This window comes from Achromobacter deleyi (genome assembly GCF_902859705.1).
In the GTDB taxonomy this organism is placed as follows: Bacteria; Pseudomonadota; Gammaproteobacteria; order Burkholderiales; family Burkholderiaceae_B; genus Achromobacter; species Achromobacter deleyi.
This window is the reverse complement of record NZ_CADIJO010000001.1, coordinates 16114-30935: the sequence shown is the minus strand read 5'-3', so window position 1 is coordinate 30935 and position 14822 is coordinate 16114. Positions and strand designations below refer to the sequence as shown.

At 64.0% G+C, this 14822-nt stretch carries 14 protein-coding genes; 4 read left to right on the top strand and 10 right to left on the bottom strand.

Translation table 11 applies throughout. The annotated features are described in order from the left end of the window. Nucleotides 1–119: 119 nt before the first annotated feature. Both HV798_RS00150 and HV798_RS00145 read left to right on the top strand, forming a co-directional pair. Nucleotides 120–1001 (top strand): AAA family ATPase, encoded by an 882-nt coding sequence (locus HV798_RS00150; protein ID WP_175190853.1) that lies wholly within the window; start codon nucleotides 120–122, stop codon nucleotides 999–1001. 26 nt (nucleotides 1002–1027) lie between these two features. Then, nucleotides 1028–2200, top strand: coding sequence for a vWA domain-containing protein (locus HV798_RS00145; RefSeq protein WP_175190852.1), 1173 nt, complete (start codon nucleotides 1028–1030; stop codon nucleotides 2198–2200). Between the two features lie 29 nt (nucleotides 2201–2229). Here HV798_RS00145 and HV798_RS00140 read toward each other — a convergent pair whose 3' ends face one another. The 3 genes from HV798_RS00140 to HV798_RS00130 form a co-directional block, all read right to left on the bottom strand. Further along, nucleotides 2230–2787 carry a GNAT family N-acetyltransferase gene (locus HV798_RS00140; RefSeq protein ID WP_175190851.1) on the bottom strand — a complete coding sequence of 186 codons (558 nt, stop codon included), beginning with the start codon at nucleotides 2785–2787 and terminating at the stop codon, nucleotides 2230–2232. Nucleotides 2788–2879: 92 nt separating this feature from the next. Beyond that, nucleotides 2880–3260, bottom strand: a complete 381-nt coding sequence (locus HV798_RS00135; RefSeq protein WP_025136872.1) for a hypothetical protein — start codon at nucleotides 3258–3260, stop codon at nucleotides 2880–2882. A 294-nt stretch (nucleotides 3261–3554) separates the two neighbouring features. Next, nucleotides 3555–4154 (bottom strand): GNAT family N-acetyltransferase, encoded by a 600-nt coding sequence (locus HV798_RS00130; protein WP_175190850.1) that lies wholly within the window; start codon nucleotides 4152–4154, stop codon nucleotides 3555–3557. Between the two features lie 128 nt (nucleotides 4155–4282). Between HV798_RS00130 and HV798_RS00125 the strand changes: the two genes are divergently transcribed. Together HV798_RS00125 and HV798_RS00120 are read left to right on the top strand one after the other, a co-directional pair. Further along, nucleotides 4283–7036 carry a M16 family metallopeptidase gene (locus HV798_RS00125; RefSeq protein WP_175190849.1) on the top strand — a complete coding sequence of 918 codons (2754 nt, stop codon included), beginning with the start codon at nucleotides 4283–4285 and terminating at the stop codon, nucleotides 7034–7036. 294 nt (nucleotides 7037–7330) lie between these two features. Then, complete coding sequence (locus HV798_RS00120; RefSeq protein WP_025136869.1) at nucleotides 7331–7720, top strand: DUF4148 domain-containing protein; 390 nt, start codon at nucleotides 7331–7333, stop codon at nucleotides 7718–7720. Nucleotides 7721–8071: 351 nt separating this feature from the next. Here the strand turns inward: HV798_RS00120 and dnaJ are convergent, their stop codons facing one another. The 7 genes from dnaJ to hrcA all read right to left on the bottom strand — a co-directional run bounded on the left by dnaJ (nucleotide 8072) and on the right by hrcA (nucleotide 14785). Further along, nucleotides 8072–9199 carry a molecular chaperone DnaJ gene (gene dnaJ, locus HV798_RS00115; protein ID WP_025136868.1) on the bottom strand — a complete coding sequence of 376 codons (1128 nt, stop codon included), beginning with the start codon at nucleotides 9197–9199 and terminating at the stop codon, nucleotides 8072–8074. A gap of 109 nt (nucleotides 9200–9308) precedes the next feature. After that, the gene (gene dnaK / locus HV798_RS00110; RefSeq protein WP_025136867.1) at nucleotides 9309–11234 is read right to left on the bottom strand and encodes a molecular chaperone DnaK; all 1926 of its coding nucleotides are present in this window, start codon (nucleotides 11232–11234) and stop codon (nucleotides 9309–9311) included. Nucleotides 11235–11315: 81 nt separating this feature from the next. Further along, a complete protein-coding gene (locus HV798_RS00105; protein ID WP_025136866.1) occupies nucleotides 11316–11720 on the bottom strand; it encodes a thioredoxin family protein in 405 nt (134 codons plus the stop codon). A 14-nt stretch (nucleotides 11721–11734) separates the two neighbouring features. Then, nucleotides 11735–12292 carry a nucleotide exchange factor GrpE gene (grpE, locus tag HV798_RS00100; RefSeq protein WP_025136865.1) on the bottom strand — a complete coding sequence of 186 codons (558 nt, stop codon included), beginning with the start codon at nucleotides 12290–12292 and terminating at the stop codon, nucleotides 11735–11737. A 105-nt stretch (nucleotides 12293–12397) separates the two neighbouring features. Next, complete coding sequence (locus HV798_RS00095) at nucleotides 12398–12631, bottom strand: hypothetical protein (protein WP_175190848.1); 234 nt, start codon at nucleotides 12629–12631, stop codon at nucleotides 12398–12400. 12 nt (nucleotides 12632–12643) lie between these two features. Continuing rightward, entirely contained in the window at nucleotides 12644–13735 is a 1092-nt protein-coding gene (hemH, locus tag HV798_RS00090) for a ferrochelatase (RefSeq protein WP_175190847.1), read from the bottom strand. A 45-nt stretch (nucleotides 13736–13780) separates the two neighbouring features. Further along, nucleotides 13781–14785, bottom strand: a complete 1005-nt coding sequence (gene hrcA, locus HV798_RS00085; protein ID WP_025136862.1) for a heat-inducible transcriptional repressor HrcA — start codon at nucleotides 14783–14785, stop codon at nucleotides 13781–13783. Nucleotides 14786–14822 lie beyond the last annotated feature (37 nt).

Here is a 14822-nt window from a genome sequence, read left to right as displayed (position 1 = left end):
CGGCAAACACGTTGCGGGTCGAACCCAACTGCAAAACCGCCTGATTGTACGATAATTGCTCAGGATTAATACCTTAAGATGGTCTTGATCCCCGTCAACCCCGAGAAGCCCGCCGATCCATGTCCGCAGCCCAGACCGCCCCTTCCGCATCGCCCGTCCGCTTCGATGGCACCGACAGCTACGTCGCCACCGATGACCTGAAACTGGCCGTCAACGCCGCGCTCACGCTGCAGCGTCCGCTGCTGATCAAGGGCGAGCCCGGCACCGGCAAGACCATGCTGGCCGAGGAAGTCGCGCGTGCGCTGGGCCGTCCGCTGCTGCAGTGGCACATCAAGTCCACCACCAAGGCGCATCAGGGCCTGTACGAGTACGACGCGGTCTCGCGCCTGCGTGATTCGCAGCTTGGCGACGAAAAGGTCCGAGATATTCGCAACTACATCGTGCAGGGCACGTTGTGGCAGGCTTTCGATGCCGAGGAACCGGTGGTGCTCCTGATCGACGAAATCGACAAGGCCGACATCGAATTCCCCAACGATCTGCTGCGCGAACTGGACCGCATGGAATTCCATGTGTACGAAACGCGCCAGACCATTTCCGCGCGCCACCGGCCGCTGGTGATCATCACGTCCAACAACGAAAAAGACCTGCCGGACGCCTTCCTGCGACGCTGCTTTTTCCACTACATCCGCTTTCCCGATCGCGAAACCATGCGCGAGATCGTGGGCGTGCACTTCCCCGAGCTCAAGCAGGACGTGCTGCGCGCGGCGCTGGACACCTTCTTCAGCCTGCGCGATGCGCCCGGCCTGAAGAAAAAGCCGTCCACGTCCGAGTTGCTCGACTGGCTGCGCCTGCTGCTCGCCGAAGACGTCAGCGCGGCGCAGATCGATGCGCACACCGCCACCGCGGTACCGCTCATGGCCGGCGCCTTGCTCAAGAACGAACAAGACGTGCACCTGCTGGAGCGCCTGGCCGCCATGACCCGCGGCGCACCGCGCCGCTGACCACGCCGTCTTTCCTGGCCGCGCCCATGCTGATCGATTTCTTCTACCACCTGCGGGCCCACAAGCTGCCCGTCTCGGTGCAGGAATACCTGACGCTCGTCGATGCGCTGCGCCAGGACCTGATGACGCCCACGCTGGACGACTTCTATTTCCTTGCCCGCGCCACGCTGGTCAAGGACGAATCGCTCTACGACCGCTACGACAAGGCCTTCGGCGCCTACTACAAGGGCATCGAGGCCGCCCTGCCGGCCGGAAAAGACATTCCGCTGGACTGGCTCATCAAGCAGTTCGAGAAAAGCCTGTCGCCCGAAGAAAAGGCCGCCATCGAAAAGCACGGCTGGGACAAGCTCATGGAGCTCTTCAAAGAGCGCATGGAAGAACAGAAAGAACGCCACGCAGGCGGCAGCAAATGGATCGGCACGGGCGGCACCTCGCCGTTCGGCAACGGAGGCTACCACCCCGAGGGCATCCGCGTGGGCGGCCAATCGGCCGGCAACCGCAGCGCGGTCAAGGTCTGGGACATGCGCCAGTTCAAGGACTACGACGACCAGGTCGAACTGGGCACGCGCAATTTCAAGGTCGCACTACGGCGGCTGCGGCGCTTCGCGCGGCAAGGCGCCGAACTCGAACTTGATCTGGACGACACCATCGCCAGCACGGCCCGCAATGCCGGCCACCTGGACCTGCGCATGGTGCCCGAGCGCCACAACACCGTGAAGGTGCTGATGCTGCTGGACGTCGGCGGCAGCATGGACGACCACATCGGCCGCGTTGAAGAACTGTTCTCGGCCGCGCGCAGCGAATTTCGCAATCTCGAGGTCTACTACTTCCACAACTGCCCCTACGAAAGCCTGTGGCAGAGCAACCGGCGACGCCAGAACGAGCGCTTCGACACCTGGGACGTGCTGCGCAAGTACAACCCGGACTGGCGTCTGATCATCGTCGGCGACGCCACCATGAGCCCCTACGAAATCCTGCAGCCCGGCGGTTCGGTCGAACACTACAACAAAGAACCCGGCGCGCAATGGATGCGCCGCCTGCTCGATGCCTGGCCCAAGTCCGTCTGGCTCAACCCCGAGCCCACGGCCTCCTGGCAGTACCGCCAGTCCATCGCGCTGATGCGCGACATCATGCAGGACCGCATGTATCCCGTCACGGTGGCCGGCCTGGAACAGGCGATGCGGGTGCTCTCGAAGTAGCTCAGCCGCAGCCGTTCAGCCGGCCTCGCTCAGCCATCGACCGGCTGCGTGGGCGTGTCGAGCGTCAGCTGGTAGAACGCCAGGTCCAGCCAGCGGCCGAACTTGAATCCGGCCTCGCGGATCGTGCCCGAATGCGTGAAACCCAGTTTCTCGTGCAGCCGGATGCTGCCCTGGTTGGCGGCATCGATGCCGCCGATCATCAGGTGCACCTGGTTGGCGCGGGCCCGTTCGATCAGCACGCGCATCATCGCCTCGCCCAGGCCCTGCCCGCGAAAGCGGCCGTCGACGTAGACGGAATGCTCGACCGAATACTTGTAGGCCGGCCAGGCGCGGAAGGTGCCGTAGCTGGCAAAGGCCATCAGCTCACCCGCTGCGTTCTCGAACCCCACCACCGGAAAACCGCCGTTGGCCTTGGCCTGGAACCAGCCCAGCATCGCCTCGCGCGGCCGCGGCTTGTAGTCGTACAGCGCGGTCGACGTGGCGATGGCGTCGTTGAAGATGGCAAGGATCTGGTCCGCGTGCCGCTCGTGCGTGCAATCGACCAGGGTGGCGCCTTCCGGGGCGCCGAAGTCTGCGTGCGTAGTCATGGCGCAAATTGTAGCGAGCCGTACGCATGGCACCATAAAAAAAACCGGCGATATCGCCGGTTCAGTGAGGGTACTGCCGCTTCTGGCCACTCTCAGGCGGCGCGGCTCTCCACAGATCGGTTGGCGGCATCGGCCATGCCGCGTACGCCCGGACACTGGCGCCACGACAGTTCATCCGCGTCCATGTCCAGGTCGAACAGGTCGTTGGCGGCGGGCCAGGGATGCTGGCGCGCCGCGGCGCCCTCCATCTCGAGCACATGCCCCGCAAAGCCCCTGGGCGAACCGCCGCACTCGGCGAAATAGCGCTGCGTGCTCAGGTCCACCACGTAAGTGGTCATGTCATGGGTCAGTATGGCCACGAATTGGCCGTCATCACTGGCATAGGCGTACTGAAACTGTCCTTTGATGCGGTCGCCGCTCATGGGGCTGCCGGTCAATTGGGACAAGGCACGCGTGACGATCTCGGTCAGCATGGGTCGTTCCTCCGAAAGATGCGCCGGCAGGATGCCGGCGGCGAAGGCGCGAACGACAAGCACCGTCGTCGCCTGCGGAGCAAGGGCAGCGGCCGGAGAACAACCGGCCCCACAGCCCGCCGAGGCGGCGGCTGGTGTTGGACGGGAAGCCTGTAGACGGCTGTCGCGCATCCCGTCGGCAACAGCAACTACGTTCTGGAAAGCTTACACCCGCGACCGCTCGAACCTCAAATTTGCCCCGCCACGCCAGGACGTTGCAGCGCAACATTGCACATTGGCGCGGCTTTGCGCCGTTTATGCCGCGGCAACCGGCGCGCCGCCTGCATCCGCGTCACCATTTTTCTGGGCACGCCAGGCGTCTCGGTCCAACCGGTACAGCACGTGGGTCTTTAAAGGATGTCCGTCGGGCACGGCCGGATGCTCGAAGCGTTGCGGCACTTCCCGCATGCCCAAGCGGTGCATCACTGCGCGCGAGCGTTCGTTTTCCAGCGCCGTGAACGAGACGATCTCGGACAGGCCGACCTGCTCGAATCCCACACGCAGCGCGGCTTGCGCGGCTTCACTGGCGTAGCCCCTGCCCCAGCAGGAGCGCGCCAGGCGCCAGCCGATTTCCACGCCGGGCGCGAACGGCAGCGACGGCGGCAATGCCTTGATGCCGACAAACCCGATGAAGGGCGCCACCCCGGGGGCCTCGACCGCCCAGAAGCCCCAACCATATTCATCGATGCCTGCGGCCAGCCGGTCGGCCAGGGCATCGCTGTCCTGCGCCGTCATGGGCAGCAGGTAGCGAGTGACCTGCGCATCCGTGTTCATGGCGGCGAACGGCTTGCGGTCGGCGGCCCGCCATTGGCGCAGCACCAGGCGGGGTGTTTCGATTTCCAGTGATAAAGACATGCGCGATTTCCAGGTCAGGGCCGTGGACCAGCCCGATACCACGGCGGGCGGCGCGGCCGGGCGCGCCCTGAACCATTCCCACCGTATACACTCCAACGGATTCTGCCATGCCAAAGGAATAGTCCGCCATGCGCCTGTCCATATCGAAGCTGCCGCGCCCATTGGGTGCGCTGCTGTTCTCATCCTTCCTGGCCTTCCAGGCCGGAGCCGCCAGCCTGCCGGCCGGCGTCACGGAGGCCGCCTCGATTGAAGGCATTACCGAATACCGGCTGAGCAACGGCTTGCGGGTATTGCTGGTTCCCGACGAATCCAAGCCTTCGACCACGGTCAACATGACCTACCTGGTCGGCTCGCGCAACGAAAACTATGGCCAGACGGGCATGGCCCACCTGCTCGAACACATGCTGTTCAAGGGCACGTCCACCACCCGCAACGCCATGGGCGAGTTCTCGCGCCGCGGCCTGCAGGCCAACGGCTCGACGTCCAGCGACCGCACCAACTACTTCGCCAGCTTCGCGTCCAACCCCGACACCCTCAAGTGGTACCTGGGCTGGCAGGCGGACGCCATGGTCAATTCCCTGATCGCCAAGGAAGACCTGGATTCCGAAATGACGGTCGTGCGCAACGAGATGGAAAGCGGCGAAAACAGCCCGTTCCGCATTCTCATGCAGAAGATGCAGTCCGCCGCCTACCAGTGGCACAGCTACGGCAAGAACACCATCGGCGCGCGCTCCGACGTCGAGAACGTCGACGTCGGCCAACTGCGCGCCTTCTATCACGAGTACTACCAGCCCGATAACGCGGTGCTGATCGTGGCCGGCAAGTTCGACCCGCAGGCCACGCTGGCCGACATCGAGGAAACGCTGGGCAAGCTGCCCAAGCCGGAACGCAAGCTGCCGCCCGAGTACACCGTCGAGCCCACGCAGGACGGCGAACGCGCCGTGACCCTGCGCCGCACCGGCGGCACGCCGCTGGTCGCCGCGATGTACCACATCCCCGCCGCGGGCAGTCCCGACTTCGTGCCGCTGGACCTGGCCGCCACCATCCTGGCCGACACGCCCTCGGGCCGCCTGTACCACGCACTGGTGCCCACCAAGCTGGCCTCTGGCGTGTTCGGCTTCACCATGGAAAACCTGGATCCCGGCCTGGCCATGTTCGCGGCGCAATTGACGCCGGGCAAGAGCCTGGACGCCGCCATGAAGGCCCTGACGGGCACGCTGGAAACGCTGGGCAAGAAGCCCTTCACCCAGCAGGAACTGGACCGCGCGCGCAGCAAGTGGCTGACCTCGTGGGAACAGACCTACAGCGACCCTGAACAGGTCGGCGTCGCGCTGTCCGAAGCCATCGCCGCCGGCGACTGGCGCCTGTTCTTCCTGCAGCGCGACCGCGCCCGCAAGGCCACGCTGGCCGAGGTGCAGCAGGCCGCCACGACCTACCTGGTACAGAGCAACCGCGTCGAAGGCCGCTATATCCCGACCGAAAAGCCTGAACGTGCGCCGCAGACGCAACGCGTCGACCTGACCGCGGTATTCAAGGACTACAAGGGCGACCCGGACTTCAAGGCCGCTTCCGCCTTTGATCCCACGCCGCAGAACATCGATCGCCTGACCCAGCGCAAGAAGCTGGACCTGCCCAACGGCCCCGTCCAACTGGCGCTCCTGCCCAAGGCCACCCGCGGCAACCGCGTGCAGGCCCAGATGCTGATCCAGTTCGGCAACGAGAAAGACCTGCTTGGCCAGCGCGTCAATTCCGGCGCCGTCGCCGATCTGCTGACTCGCGGCACCGCCAAGCTGTCGCGCCAGGACATCCAGGACCGCCTGGACAAGCTGCAGGCTGAACTGGGCTTCAGCGGCGCGGGCACCACGCTCAAGATCGCCATGTCGACCAAGCGCGAAAACCTGCCCGAGCTGACCCGCCTGGCGCTGGACATCGTGCGCAACGCCAACTTCCCGAAGGATCAGCTCGAGGAATACCAGCGCCAGCTCGAAACATCGATCCAGAACGCCATGACCGAGCCCCAGGCCCTGGCCGGACGTGCCCTGGCCCGCCAGGACAATCCGTGGCCCACTGACGACCTGCGCTATGTCCCGACGTTTGAAGAATCGCTGGCCGGCGTGCGTGCGCTGAACCGCGACGCGCTCGTCAAGTTCCACGCCAAGTTCTATGGCGCGGGCAAGATCGAATATTCGGCCGTGGGCGATTTCGAGCCCGAAGCCGTCGAAAAAGCCATCAAGGATGGCCTGGCCGGCTGGAAGCGCGCCCCCGCCTACACCCGCGTGGGCAACCCGTACCGCGACATCCCGGCCAAGCAGTTCGACATCGACACGCCCGACAAGGCCAACGCGTTCTACGTGTCGCGCATGCCCCTGAAGCTGCAGGATACCGATGCCGACTACCCGGCGCTGTATCTGGCCAACTACCTGTTTGGCGCCTCTGAAACCTCGCGCCTGTGGAATCGCGTGCGCGAAACCGAAGGCCTGTCCTACAACGTGCGCAGCTCGCTGTCGGTCTCGTCCTTCGAACCCAGCGCCAGCTGGACCATGTACGCCATCTACGCGCCGCAGAACCGCGAACGCCTGGAAAAGGCCATCGGCGAAGAACTCGCCCGCGTCCTGAAAGACGGCTTCACGGACAAGGAAATCTCGGACGGCATCACTGCATTGCTGAACTACCGCAACCTGGCCCGCGCCCAGGACGACGTCCTGGCCGGCACCTGGCTGGACTACCTGCAACGTGGCCGCACGTTCGAATGGTCCGCCGAGATGGACAAGAAGATCACCGCGCTCACGCCCGACGCGGTCAACGCCGCCTTGCGCAAGTACCTGCGTCCGGACGGCTTCAGCACCGCAGTGGCTGGCGACTTCAAGAAAAAGGCGCCCTGACGCCCTCTGCCGTTCCCGGTAGCCTCCAAGCCCCTGCCTCGGCAGGGGCTTTTTCATGGGCCAATGGGTTGTCGCCTACCTCTTCTTAAGGGGTTCCATGGCAGAGACCATGCCATTTACGGGGAAATATTTTCATAATCCGGTGATTACACGGTTATTTGGAAAGATGTTTTCAAGATATACGGGTTTATCCCAGGTGGGATGACGCGCACAATTCAGTCATCGGGAACAAACAACGAACCACGACGGAGGGCCGCCGGATTCGGCCCCGTTTACAACGAATTGGAGGTCATTATGAAAACCCTGACAACTACCCTGCTGATTTCCCTAGCCCTGGTGGGCGCTGGCGCCCAAGCGGCCGGCGTCGAGCAAGCCAAGTCGAGCGCCCAGGTCGCCACCGAACTGCAACAAGCCAAGGTCAGCGGCCAGTACACCTTCGGTGAACTGGACTACCCGCCCGCCCTGCCCCAGGCCACCAGCCTGAGCTCGCAGGAAGTGCAAGCCCAGCTGCAACAAGCCAAGACCAGCGGCGAATACACCTTCGGTGAACTGCAATACCCGCCCGTCAAGGCAACCCCGGCCGCCGCCAAGTCGCGCGCCGAAGTCCAGCAGGAACTCGCCCAGGCCAAGGCCAGCGGCCAATACACGTTCGGCGAACTCGAATACCCGCCGATCACCCGGTGAGCTGCTTGCTGTAGCCCGGCCGGCCTCAGGCGGCATCATGGCCTGGGGTCGGTTTTTTCCGGCCACAGCGGCGGATCTTCAGCAGTAGAAGTAGCAGTACCTGTAGTAAGCAGTACCTGTAGTCGCAGTATGAAGTCGTAGTTGCGGTACGTAGTCGCTGTAGCAGTAATTGATAGCCGTACGAAGTAGCAGTACGAAGTAGCAGTTGATGGAAGCAGTAGCGGTACCAGCAGTACGAACCGCGGCGCAAGCCGCGGTTTTTTTATGGCCGGAAACAAAACAGCCCAAGCCCGGAATCATCCGGTCCTGGGCTGTGGCGCACCGGCAGGCGGCGCGATCAGGTCAAGCCACTCAGCTGAAGAATTCCTTCACGCGGTCGGTCCAGGACTTGCTTTGCGGCGAGTGGCGATCGCCCCCGTCGTTCAGCGAGGCCTCGAACTGGCGCAGGATGTTCTTCTGGTCGTCGCTCAGGCGCACCGGCGTCTCGACCACCACGTGGCAGTACAGGTCGCCCGGATAGCTGCCGCGCACGCCGCGGATGCCCTTGCCGCGCAGGCGGAAGGTCTTGCCCGACTGCGTGCCTTCGGGAATCGAGATCTCGGCCTTGCCGCCCAGCGTCGGCACCTGCAGCTCGCCGCCCAGGGCCGCCGTGGTGAACGGAATGGTCAGCTCGCAGTGCAGATCGTCGCCATCGCGCTGGAAGATCTTGTGCTGCTTGATGTGGATTTCCACATACAGGTCGCCCGGCGGCCCGCCGTTGATGCCCGGTTCGCCATTGCCGCTGGAGCGGATGCGCATGCCGTCATCGATGCCGGCAGGAATCTTGACCTGCAGCGTCTTGTTGCGGCGGATGCGCCCCACGCCATCGCAGGCGGGACACGGATCGGTGATTTCCTTGCCGTTGCCGTGGCAGGTCGGGCAGGTCTGCTGCACGCTGAAAAAGCCCTGCTGCATGCGCACCGCGCCCGAACCGCCGCAGGTGCGGCAGGTCTTGGGCGACGTGCCCGCCTTGGCGCCAGAGCCGTGGCAGGTATCGCAGTTTTCCCAGCTGGGCACGCGGATCTCGGTGTCGAAACCGGCCGCGGCCTGTTCCAGCGTGATTTCCAGTGCGTACTTCAGGTCGGCGCCGCGGTACACCTGCGGGCCGCCGCCACGACGGCCACCGCCGCCGCCACCGAAGATCTCGCCGAAGATGTCGCCGAAGGCATCGGCGAAACCGCCGCCCATGCCCCCGCCCATGCCGGCGGCATTGGGGTCCACGCCGGCATGGCCGTAGCGGTCGTAAGCGGCGCGCTTCTGTTCATCACCCAGGACCTCGTAGGCTTCCTTGGCTTCCTTGAACTTCTCTTCGGCTTCTTTGCTGTCCGGATTGCGGTCCGGATGGTATTTCATGGCCAGCTTTCGATAGGCCTTCTTGAGTTCGTCGTCCGAGGCGTTTTTCGCCACGCCCAGGACTTCGTAATAGTCGCGTTTTGCCATGATCCGTGGGCTCAAAAAAGAGCCTTCTTTTCAGTGCTACAGAATGAGTTCGCCCGGTAGGCGGATTTCTCCGGCTACCGGGCGGCAGAGGCTGGTCAGCGCCCGGCCATTATTGGTCGCGCTTGACTTCCTTGAAGTCGGCGTCGACGACGTTGTCGTCCACCGGCTTCGCGTTGTCGGCCGCTTGCTGCTGGCCGGCGGCTTGCTGCGCCTGCATGTCGGCGTACATCTTTTCGCCCAGCTTCTGCGAGGCGGTCGACAGGGCTTCCACCTTGGCGTCGATCGCGGCCTTGTCGCCGTCCTTCAGCGTGTCTTCCAGGGCCTTGATGGCAGCTTCGATGCTTTCCTTTTCGGACGCCTCGAGCTTGTCGCCGTATTCGGTCAGCGACTTGCGGGTGGCGTGCACCAGCGCATCGGCCTGGTTGCGCGACTGGGCCAGCTCGGCCACGCGGTGATCTTCCTCGGCGTTGGCCTCGGCATCCTTGACCATGCGCTGGATCTCGTCTTCCGACAGACCCGAGTTGGCCTTGATGGTGATCTTGTTTTCCTTGCCCGTGCCCTTGTCCTTGGCGGACACGTGCAGGATGCCGTTGGCGTCGATGTCGAACGTGACTTCGATCTGCGGCATACCGCGCGGCGACGGCGGGATCCCTTCGAGGTTGAACTCGCCCAGGGCCTTGTTGCCCGCGGCGATTTCGCGCTCGCCCTGGAACACCTTGATCGTCACGGCCGGCTGATTGTCGTCAGCGGTCGAGAAGGTCTGCGAGAACCGGGTCGGGATGGTCGTGTTCTTCTGGATCATCTTGGTCATCACGCCGCCCAGGGTTTCGATACCCAGGGACAGGGGGGTGACGTCCAGCAGCAGCACGTCCTTGCGGTCGCCCGACAGCACGGAACCTTGAATGGCGGCGCCAGCGGCGACGGCTTCATCGGGGTTCACGTCCTTGCGCGGATCCTGGCCGAAGAATTCCTTCACCTTTTCCTGGACCTTGGGCATGCGGGTCATGCCGCCGACCAGGATCACGTCGTCGATGTCGGAAACCTTCACGCCGGCGTCCTTGATGGCCACGCGGCAGGGTTCGATCGTGCGTTCGATCAGTTCTTCGACCAGCGCTTCCAGCTTGGCGCGCGTGATCTTCAGGTTCAGGTGCTTCGGACCCGAGGCATCCGCCGTGATGTACGGCAGGTTGATCTCGGTCTGCTGGGCCGAGGACAGCTCGATCTTGGCCTTTTCGGCAGCTTCCTTCAGGCGCTGCAGGGCCAGCACGTCCTTGGACAGATCAACGCCCTGTTCCTTCTTGAACTCGGCAATGATGTAGTCGATGATGCGCTGGTCGAAGTCTTCGCCGCCCAGGAAGGTGTCGCCGTTGGTCGACAGCACTTCGAACTGCTTTTCGCCATCCACGTCGGCGATTTCGATGATGGACACGTCGAACGTGCCGCCACCCAGGTCATAGACGGCGATCTTGCGGTCGCCCTTTTCGGTCTTGTCCAGGCCGAACGCCAACGCGGCCGCGGTGGGCTCGTTGATGATGCGCTTGACTTCCAGGCCGGCGATGCGGCCGGCGTCCTTGGTGGCCTGGCGCTGGCTGTCGTTGAAGTAGGCCGGCACCGTGATGACGGCTTCGGTCACTTCTTCGCCCAGGTAGTCCTCGGCGGTCTTTTTCATCTTGCGCAGCACGTCGGCCGACACTTGGGGAGGCGCCATCTTCTTGCCGCGCACTTCCACCCAGGCGTCGCCGTTGTCGGCGCGGGCGATGGTGTAGGGCATCAGGTTGATGTCCTTCTGCACCGCTTTTTCTTCGAACTTGCGGCCGATCAGGCGCTTCACCGCGTACAGGGTGTTGCGCGGGTTGGTGACTGCCTGGCGCTTGGCGGGCGCGCCCACCAGCGTTTCGCCGTCGTCCATGTAGGCGACGATCGAGGGGGTGGTACGGGCGCCTTCGGCGTTTTCGATGATCTTGACCTGACCGCCGTCCATGACAGCCACGCAGCTGTTGGTCGTGCCCAGGTCGATGCCAATAATTTTGCTCATGGTCGGGTTACCTTGAATAAATCTATGAAAATAGAGAGAAAATTCCTGTCCCCACATAACTGGGGCTACCTGCAGGGTTTTTCAAGACGCCTGGCCCGATTTTTCAGCCGGCGCTTCCTGCAGGCGGTGGATCGCCGCCGTGAACTGGGGCAATCCGGGCCAGCCGGTAATGCGTCCTAGCCGTTTTCCGGCCCGATACAGCACAAAAGTGGGGACGCCATGCAGCGAAAAGCGGCGGCCCAGGGGTTCGTCGGCGTAGACGTCGGCCTCGAACCAGCTCAAACCCAGGCCCAGCAGGGTGTCCTGGTGCAGCAGGGCGGCCTGCTTGAAGAGATTGCAGTTATAGCAATCCTGGCCCCACAGGAATACGCAGCGCAGGTCCGATCCCGGCGCCTGGACCACGGCCGCGTCGAACCCCGCGGTGTCGACATGACGCATGCCGAATACCGCGAAGACCTGGGCCGGATCGAAACGGGGATCGTTCATGGCGCGCTTGCCGCTCAGCCTTGGCCGGCGGACACCACCACCAGGGCCGGACGCAGCGTGCGGTCGGCGATGGCATAGCCCTTTTGCAGCACTTGCACCACCGTATTGGCGGGCTGCGGGGCGGGAATCGACGAAATGGCCTGATGCAGGTGCGGATCGAACTTGTCACCCTGGACCGGCGCGATTTCCTTGAGCAGGTTGCGCTCGAAGGCCGCGGCCAGCTGCTTGAGGGTGACTTCGACGCCTTCGCGCAGGGTTTCCACGGTCTGGTCGGCCTGGGCCAGGGCGGCCTCGAGGCTGTCCTTGACCGGCACCAGGCTTTCGGCGAACGATTCGATGCCGAACTTGCGGGCCTTGGACACTTCTTCCTGGGCGCGGCGGCGGACGTTCTCGGCCTCGGCGTGCACGCGCAGCAGTTGGTCGTGCTGCTCATTGACGGTAGCCTGGGCCGCGTCCAGCTGGGCGCGCAACTCGTTCAGCTCGGCCTGCGCGGCGTCCTGGGCGGCGGGGGCCGCATCGGCGTTTTCGCCGAATCCGGGCGTCTGGTCTACAGGCTCGTTGGGTGCCGACATGGGGAATCCTCCAAAAAGAATGGCTTTCGCAGACATGAATGGGGGCCAATACCCCTATTTCAAGCCCGGGAAAGCAAATATTCCCCCGCCCGCCCGACGATCAGGTCACTTCTTGTGCGGCTGCGCCGGGGCGGCCGCGTCGCTGGCGGGAAAGCTTTCCTTCAGGGCGCGGTCGACCCGGGGGTCGTCATCGGGTTCGGGATTGATGGCAATCGGGTCGCTGGCCGGAAAGGTCTCGGCCAGCGCTTCGTCCAGCTCGTGTTCGACCTGATCTTCGTCGACCGGGGTGCTGACGCGCCCCTTTTTCACAATCTTGCCCGTCTTGGGATCATGGTGCATGCGCCCTCTCCTTCAAGTCCGTGGATGCGTGGGCCACCCCTGCAAGTGCCGTTCCACCAGGCTGGCCAACCCTGCGATCCAGGCCGGATCGTCGTTGATCGCCGGAATGTAACGGAACTGCTTGCCGCCGGCCCCGATAAAGGCGTCGCGGCATTCCAGGCTGATCTCTTCCAGGGTTTCCAGACAGTCTGCCACAAATCCCGGACACACCACATCCACCTCGGTCACGCCCGACGCGGCCAGCGCCTTGAGCGTGGGTTCGGTATAGGGTTCGAGCCAGCGGGCGGTGCCGAAGCGGCTCTGGAAGGTCACTTCGATCTGCTCGCGCGGCAGCGACAGGCGCTGCGACAGCAGCCGGGCGGTTTCCATGCAGTCGCGGTAATACGGGTCGCCCAGCTCGATGGAATAGCGCGGCAGGCCATGAAAGCTCATGACCAGTTTCTGCGGCCGGCCGTGCTCGGCCCAATAGGCCTCGATGCGGGCCGCCAGGGAATCCAGGTAGGCCGGTTCTTCGTGAAAGCGCTTGATGAAGCGCAGTTCCGGCTGGTCGCGCAGGCGCCCGGCATGGCGCGTGACGGCATCGACCACGGTGGCCGTGGTGCTGGCGGCGTATTGCGGATACAGCGGCACGGTCAGGATGCGTTCGCAGCCTTTTGCCCGCAGGCGGGTTATCGCGTCGGGAATCGACGGATTGCCGTAGCGCATGCCCAGTTCCACCACCGCGTCGACGCCGGCCGCCGTCAACGCCGCTTGCACGCCTTCGGCCTGTCGGCGGCTGTAGACCATCAGGGGCGAACCTTCCTTGAGCCAGACGCCGGCATAGCGCGGCTCGAGCTTCTTGGGGCGCATGGTCAGCACCAGCCCATGCAGGATCGGCTTCCAGAGATAGCGCGGGATCTCGATCACGCGCGGGTCCGACAGGAATTCGCCCAGGTACTTGCGGATGTCTTTCTTGCTGGGGGTGTCCGGCGTGCCCAGGTTCACCAGCAGCACGCCGACCTTGCCCGGGCCCCGCGGCGGCGGGTCCTCGTTGAAGGGATCGTCCTGCTCGGTTTCGGGCAGGTAGCGTTCAGGCCAGAGATACTTGAACAGGCGAAGAAACACAAAAACTCCCCTTCCTCCGCAAGGAGGATGTCGGTTCGAATGGAACTACTGGTTGTGGCTGAGGGCGTTGGACAAGAGACGCGCCGTGATGTCCACGATGGGAATGACGCGTTCGTAGGCCATGCGGGTGGGTCCGATCACGCCGAGCGTGCCGACCACCTTGCCGTCCACGCCGTAGGGCGCGGTGATGACCGAGACTTCTTCCATCGGCACCAGCTGGGAATCGCCGCCGATGTAGATCTGCACGCCCTGCGCCCGGCTGGACACGTCCAGCAGTTGCAGCAGGTCGGTTTTCTTTTCGAACAGCGAGAACATCTTGCGCAGGCGGTCCATGTCGGACGCGATGTCAGTCACGTCCAGCAGCTTGCGCTCGCCGGAAATGACCATGGCGTCGCCGTCTTCGGCGGCTTCGGCGCTGGCCTCGACCGCAGCCTGCATCAGGCGCGAGATGTCTTCGCGCAGTTGCGCCAGTTCGGTGGACAGGGTGCGGCGCACCGCGTCGAACGACTTGCCGGCGAAATGGATGTTGAAGAAATTGCCGGCTTCCAGCAATTCGGCTTCGACGTAGTCGCGCTGCACGAACAGGATGCGGTTCTGCACGTCGCCATCGGGGGTGACGATGATGAGCAGGACGCGCTTGTCGGACAGGCGGATGAATTCGATCTGGCGAAACACCTGGGCCCGTTTGGGCGTGAGCACCACACCGGCGAACTGGGTCAGGTTCGACAGCAGCGCCGCCGCGGCATTGACTGCGCGGGTGGGCTCGGCGGCCGACAGCATCTCGCCCATGTTGTGCGGCTGGATCTGGTAGGACTGCACCGCCAGCAGGGAATCGACGAACATGCGGTATCCGCGCGGCGTGGGGACGCGCCCCGCCGACGTATGCGGACTGTGGATCAGTCCCAGCTCTTCCAGATCCGCCATGACATTGCGGATGGTGGCGGGCGACAGATCGAACACTTTCGAAAGCGTCCGCGAACCGACTGGTTGCCCATCGGCGATGTAGCGTTCGATCAACGCCTTCAGTAATGCGCGTGCGCGGTCATCCATAGCGTGTATTTTAGGGAATCTTTTCCAATTAAGGCGA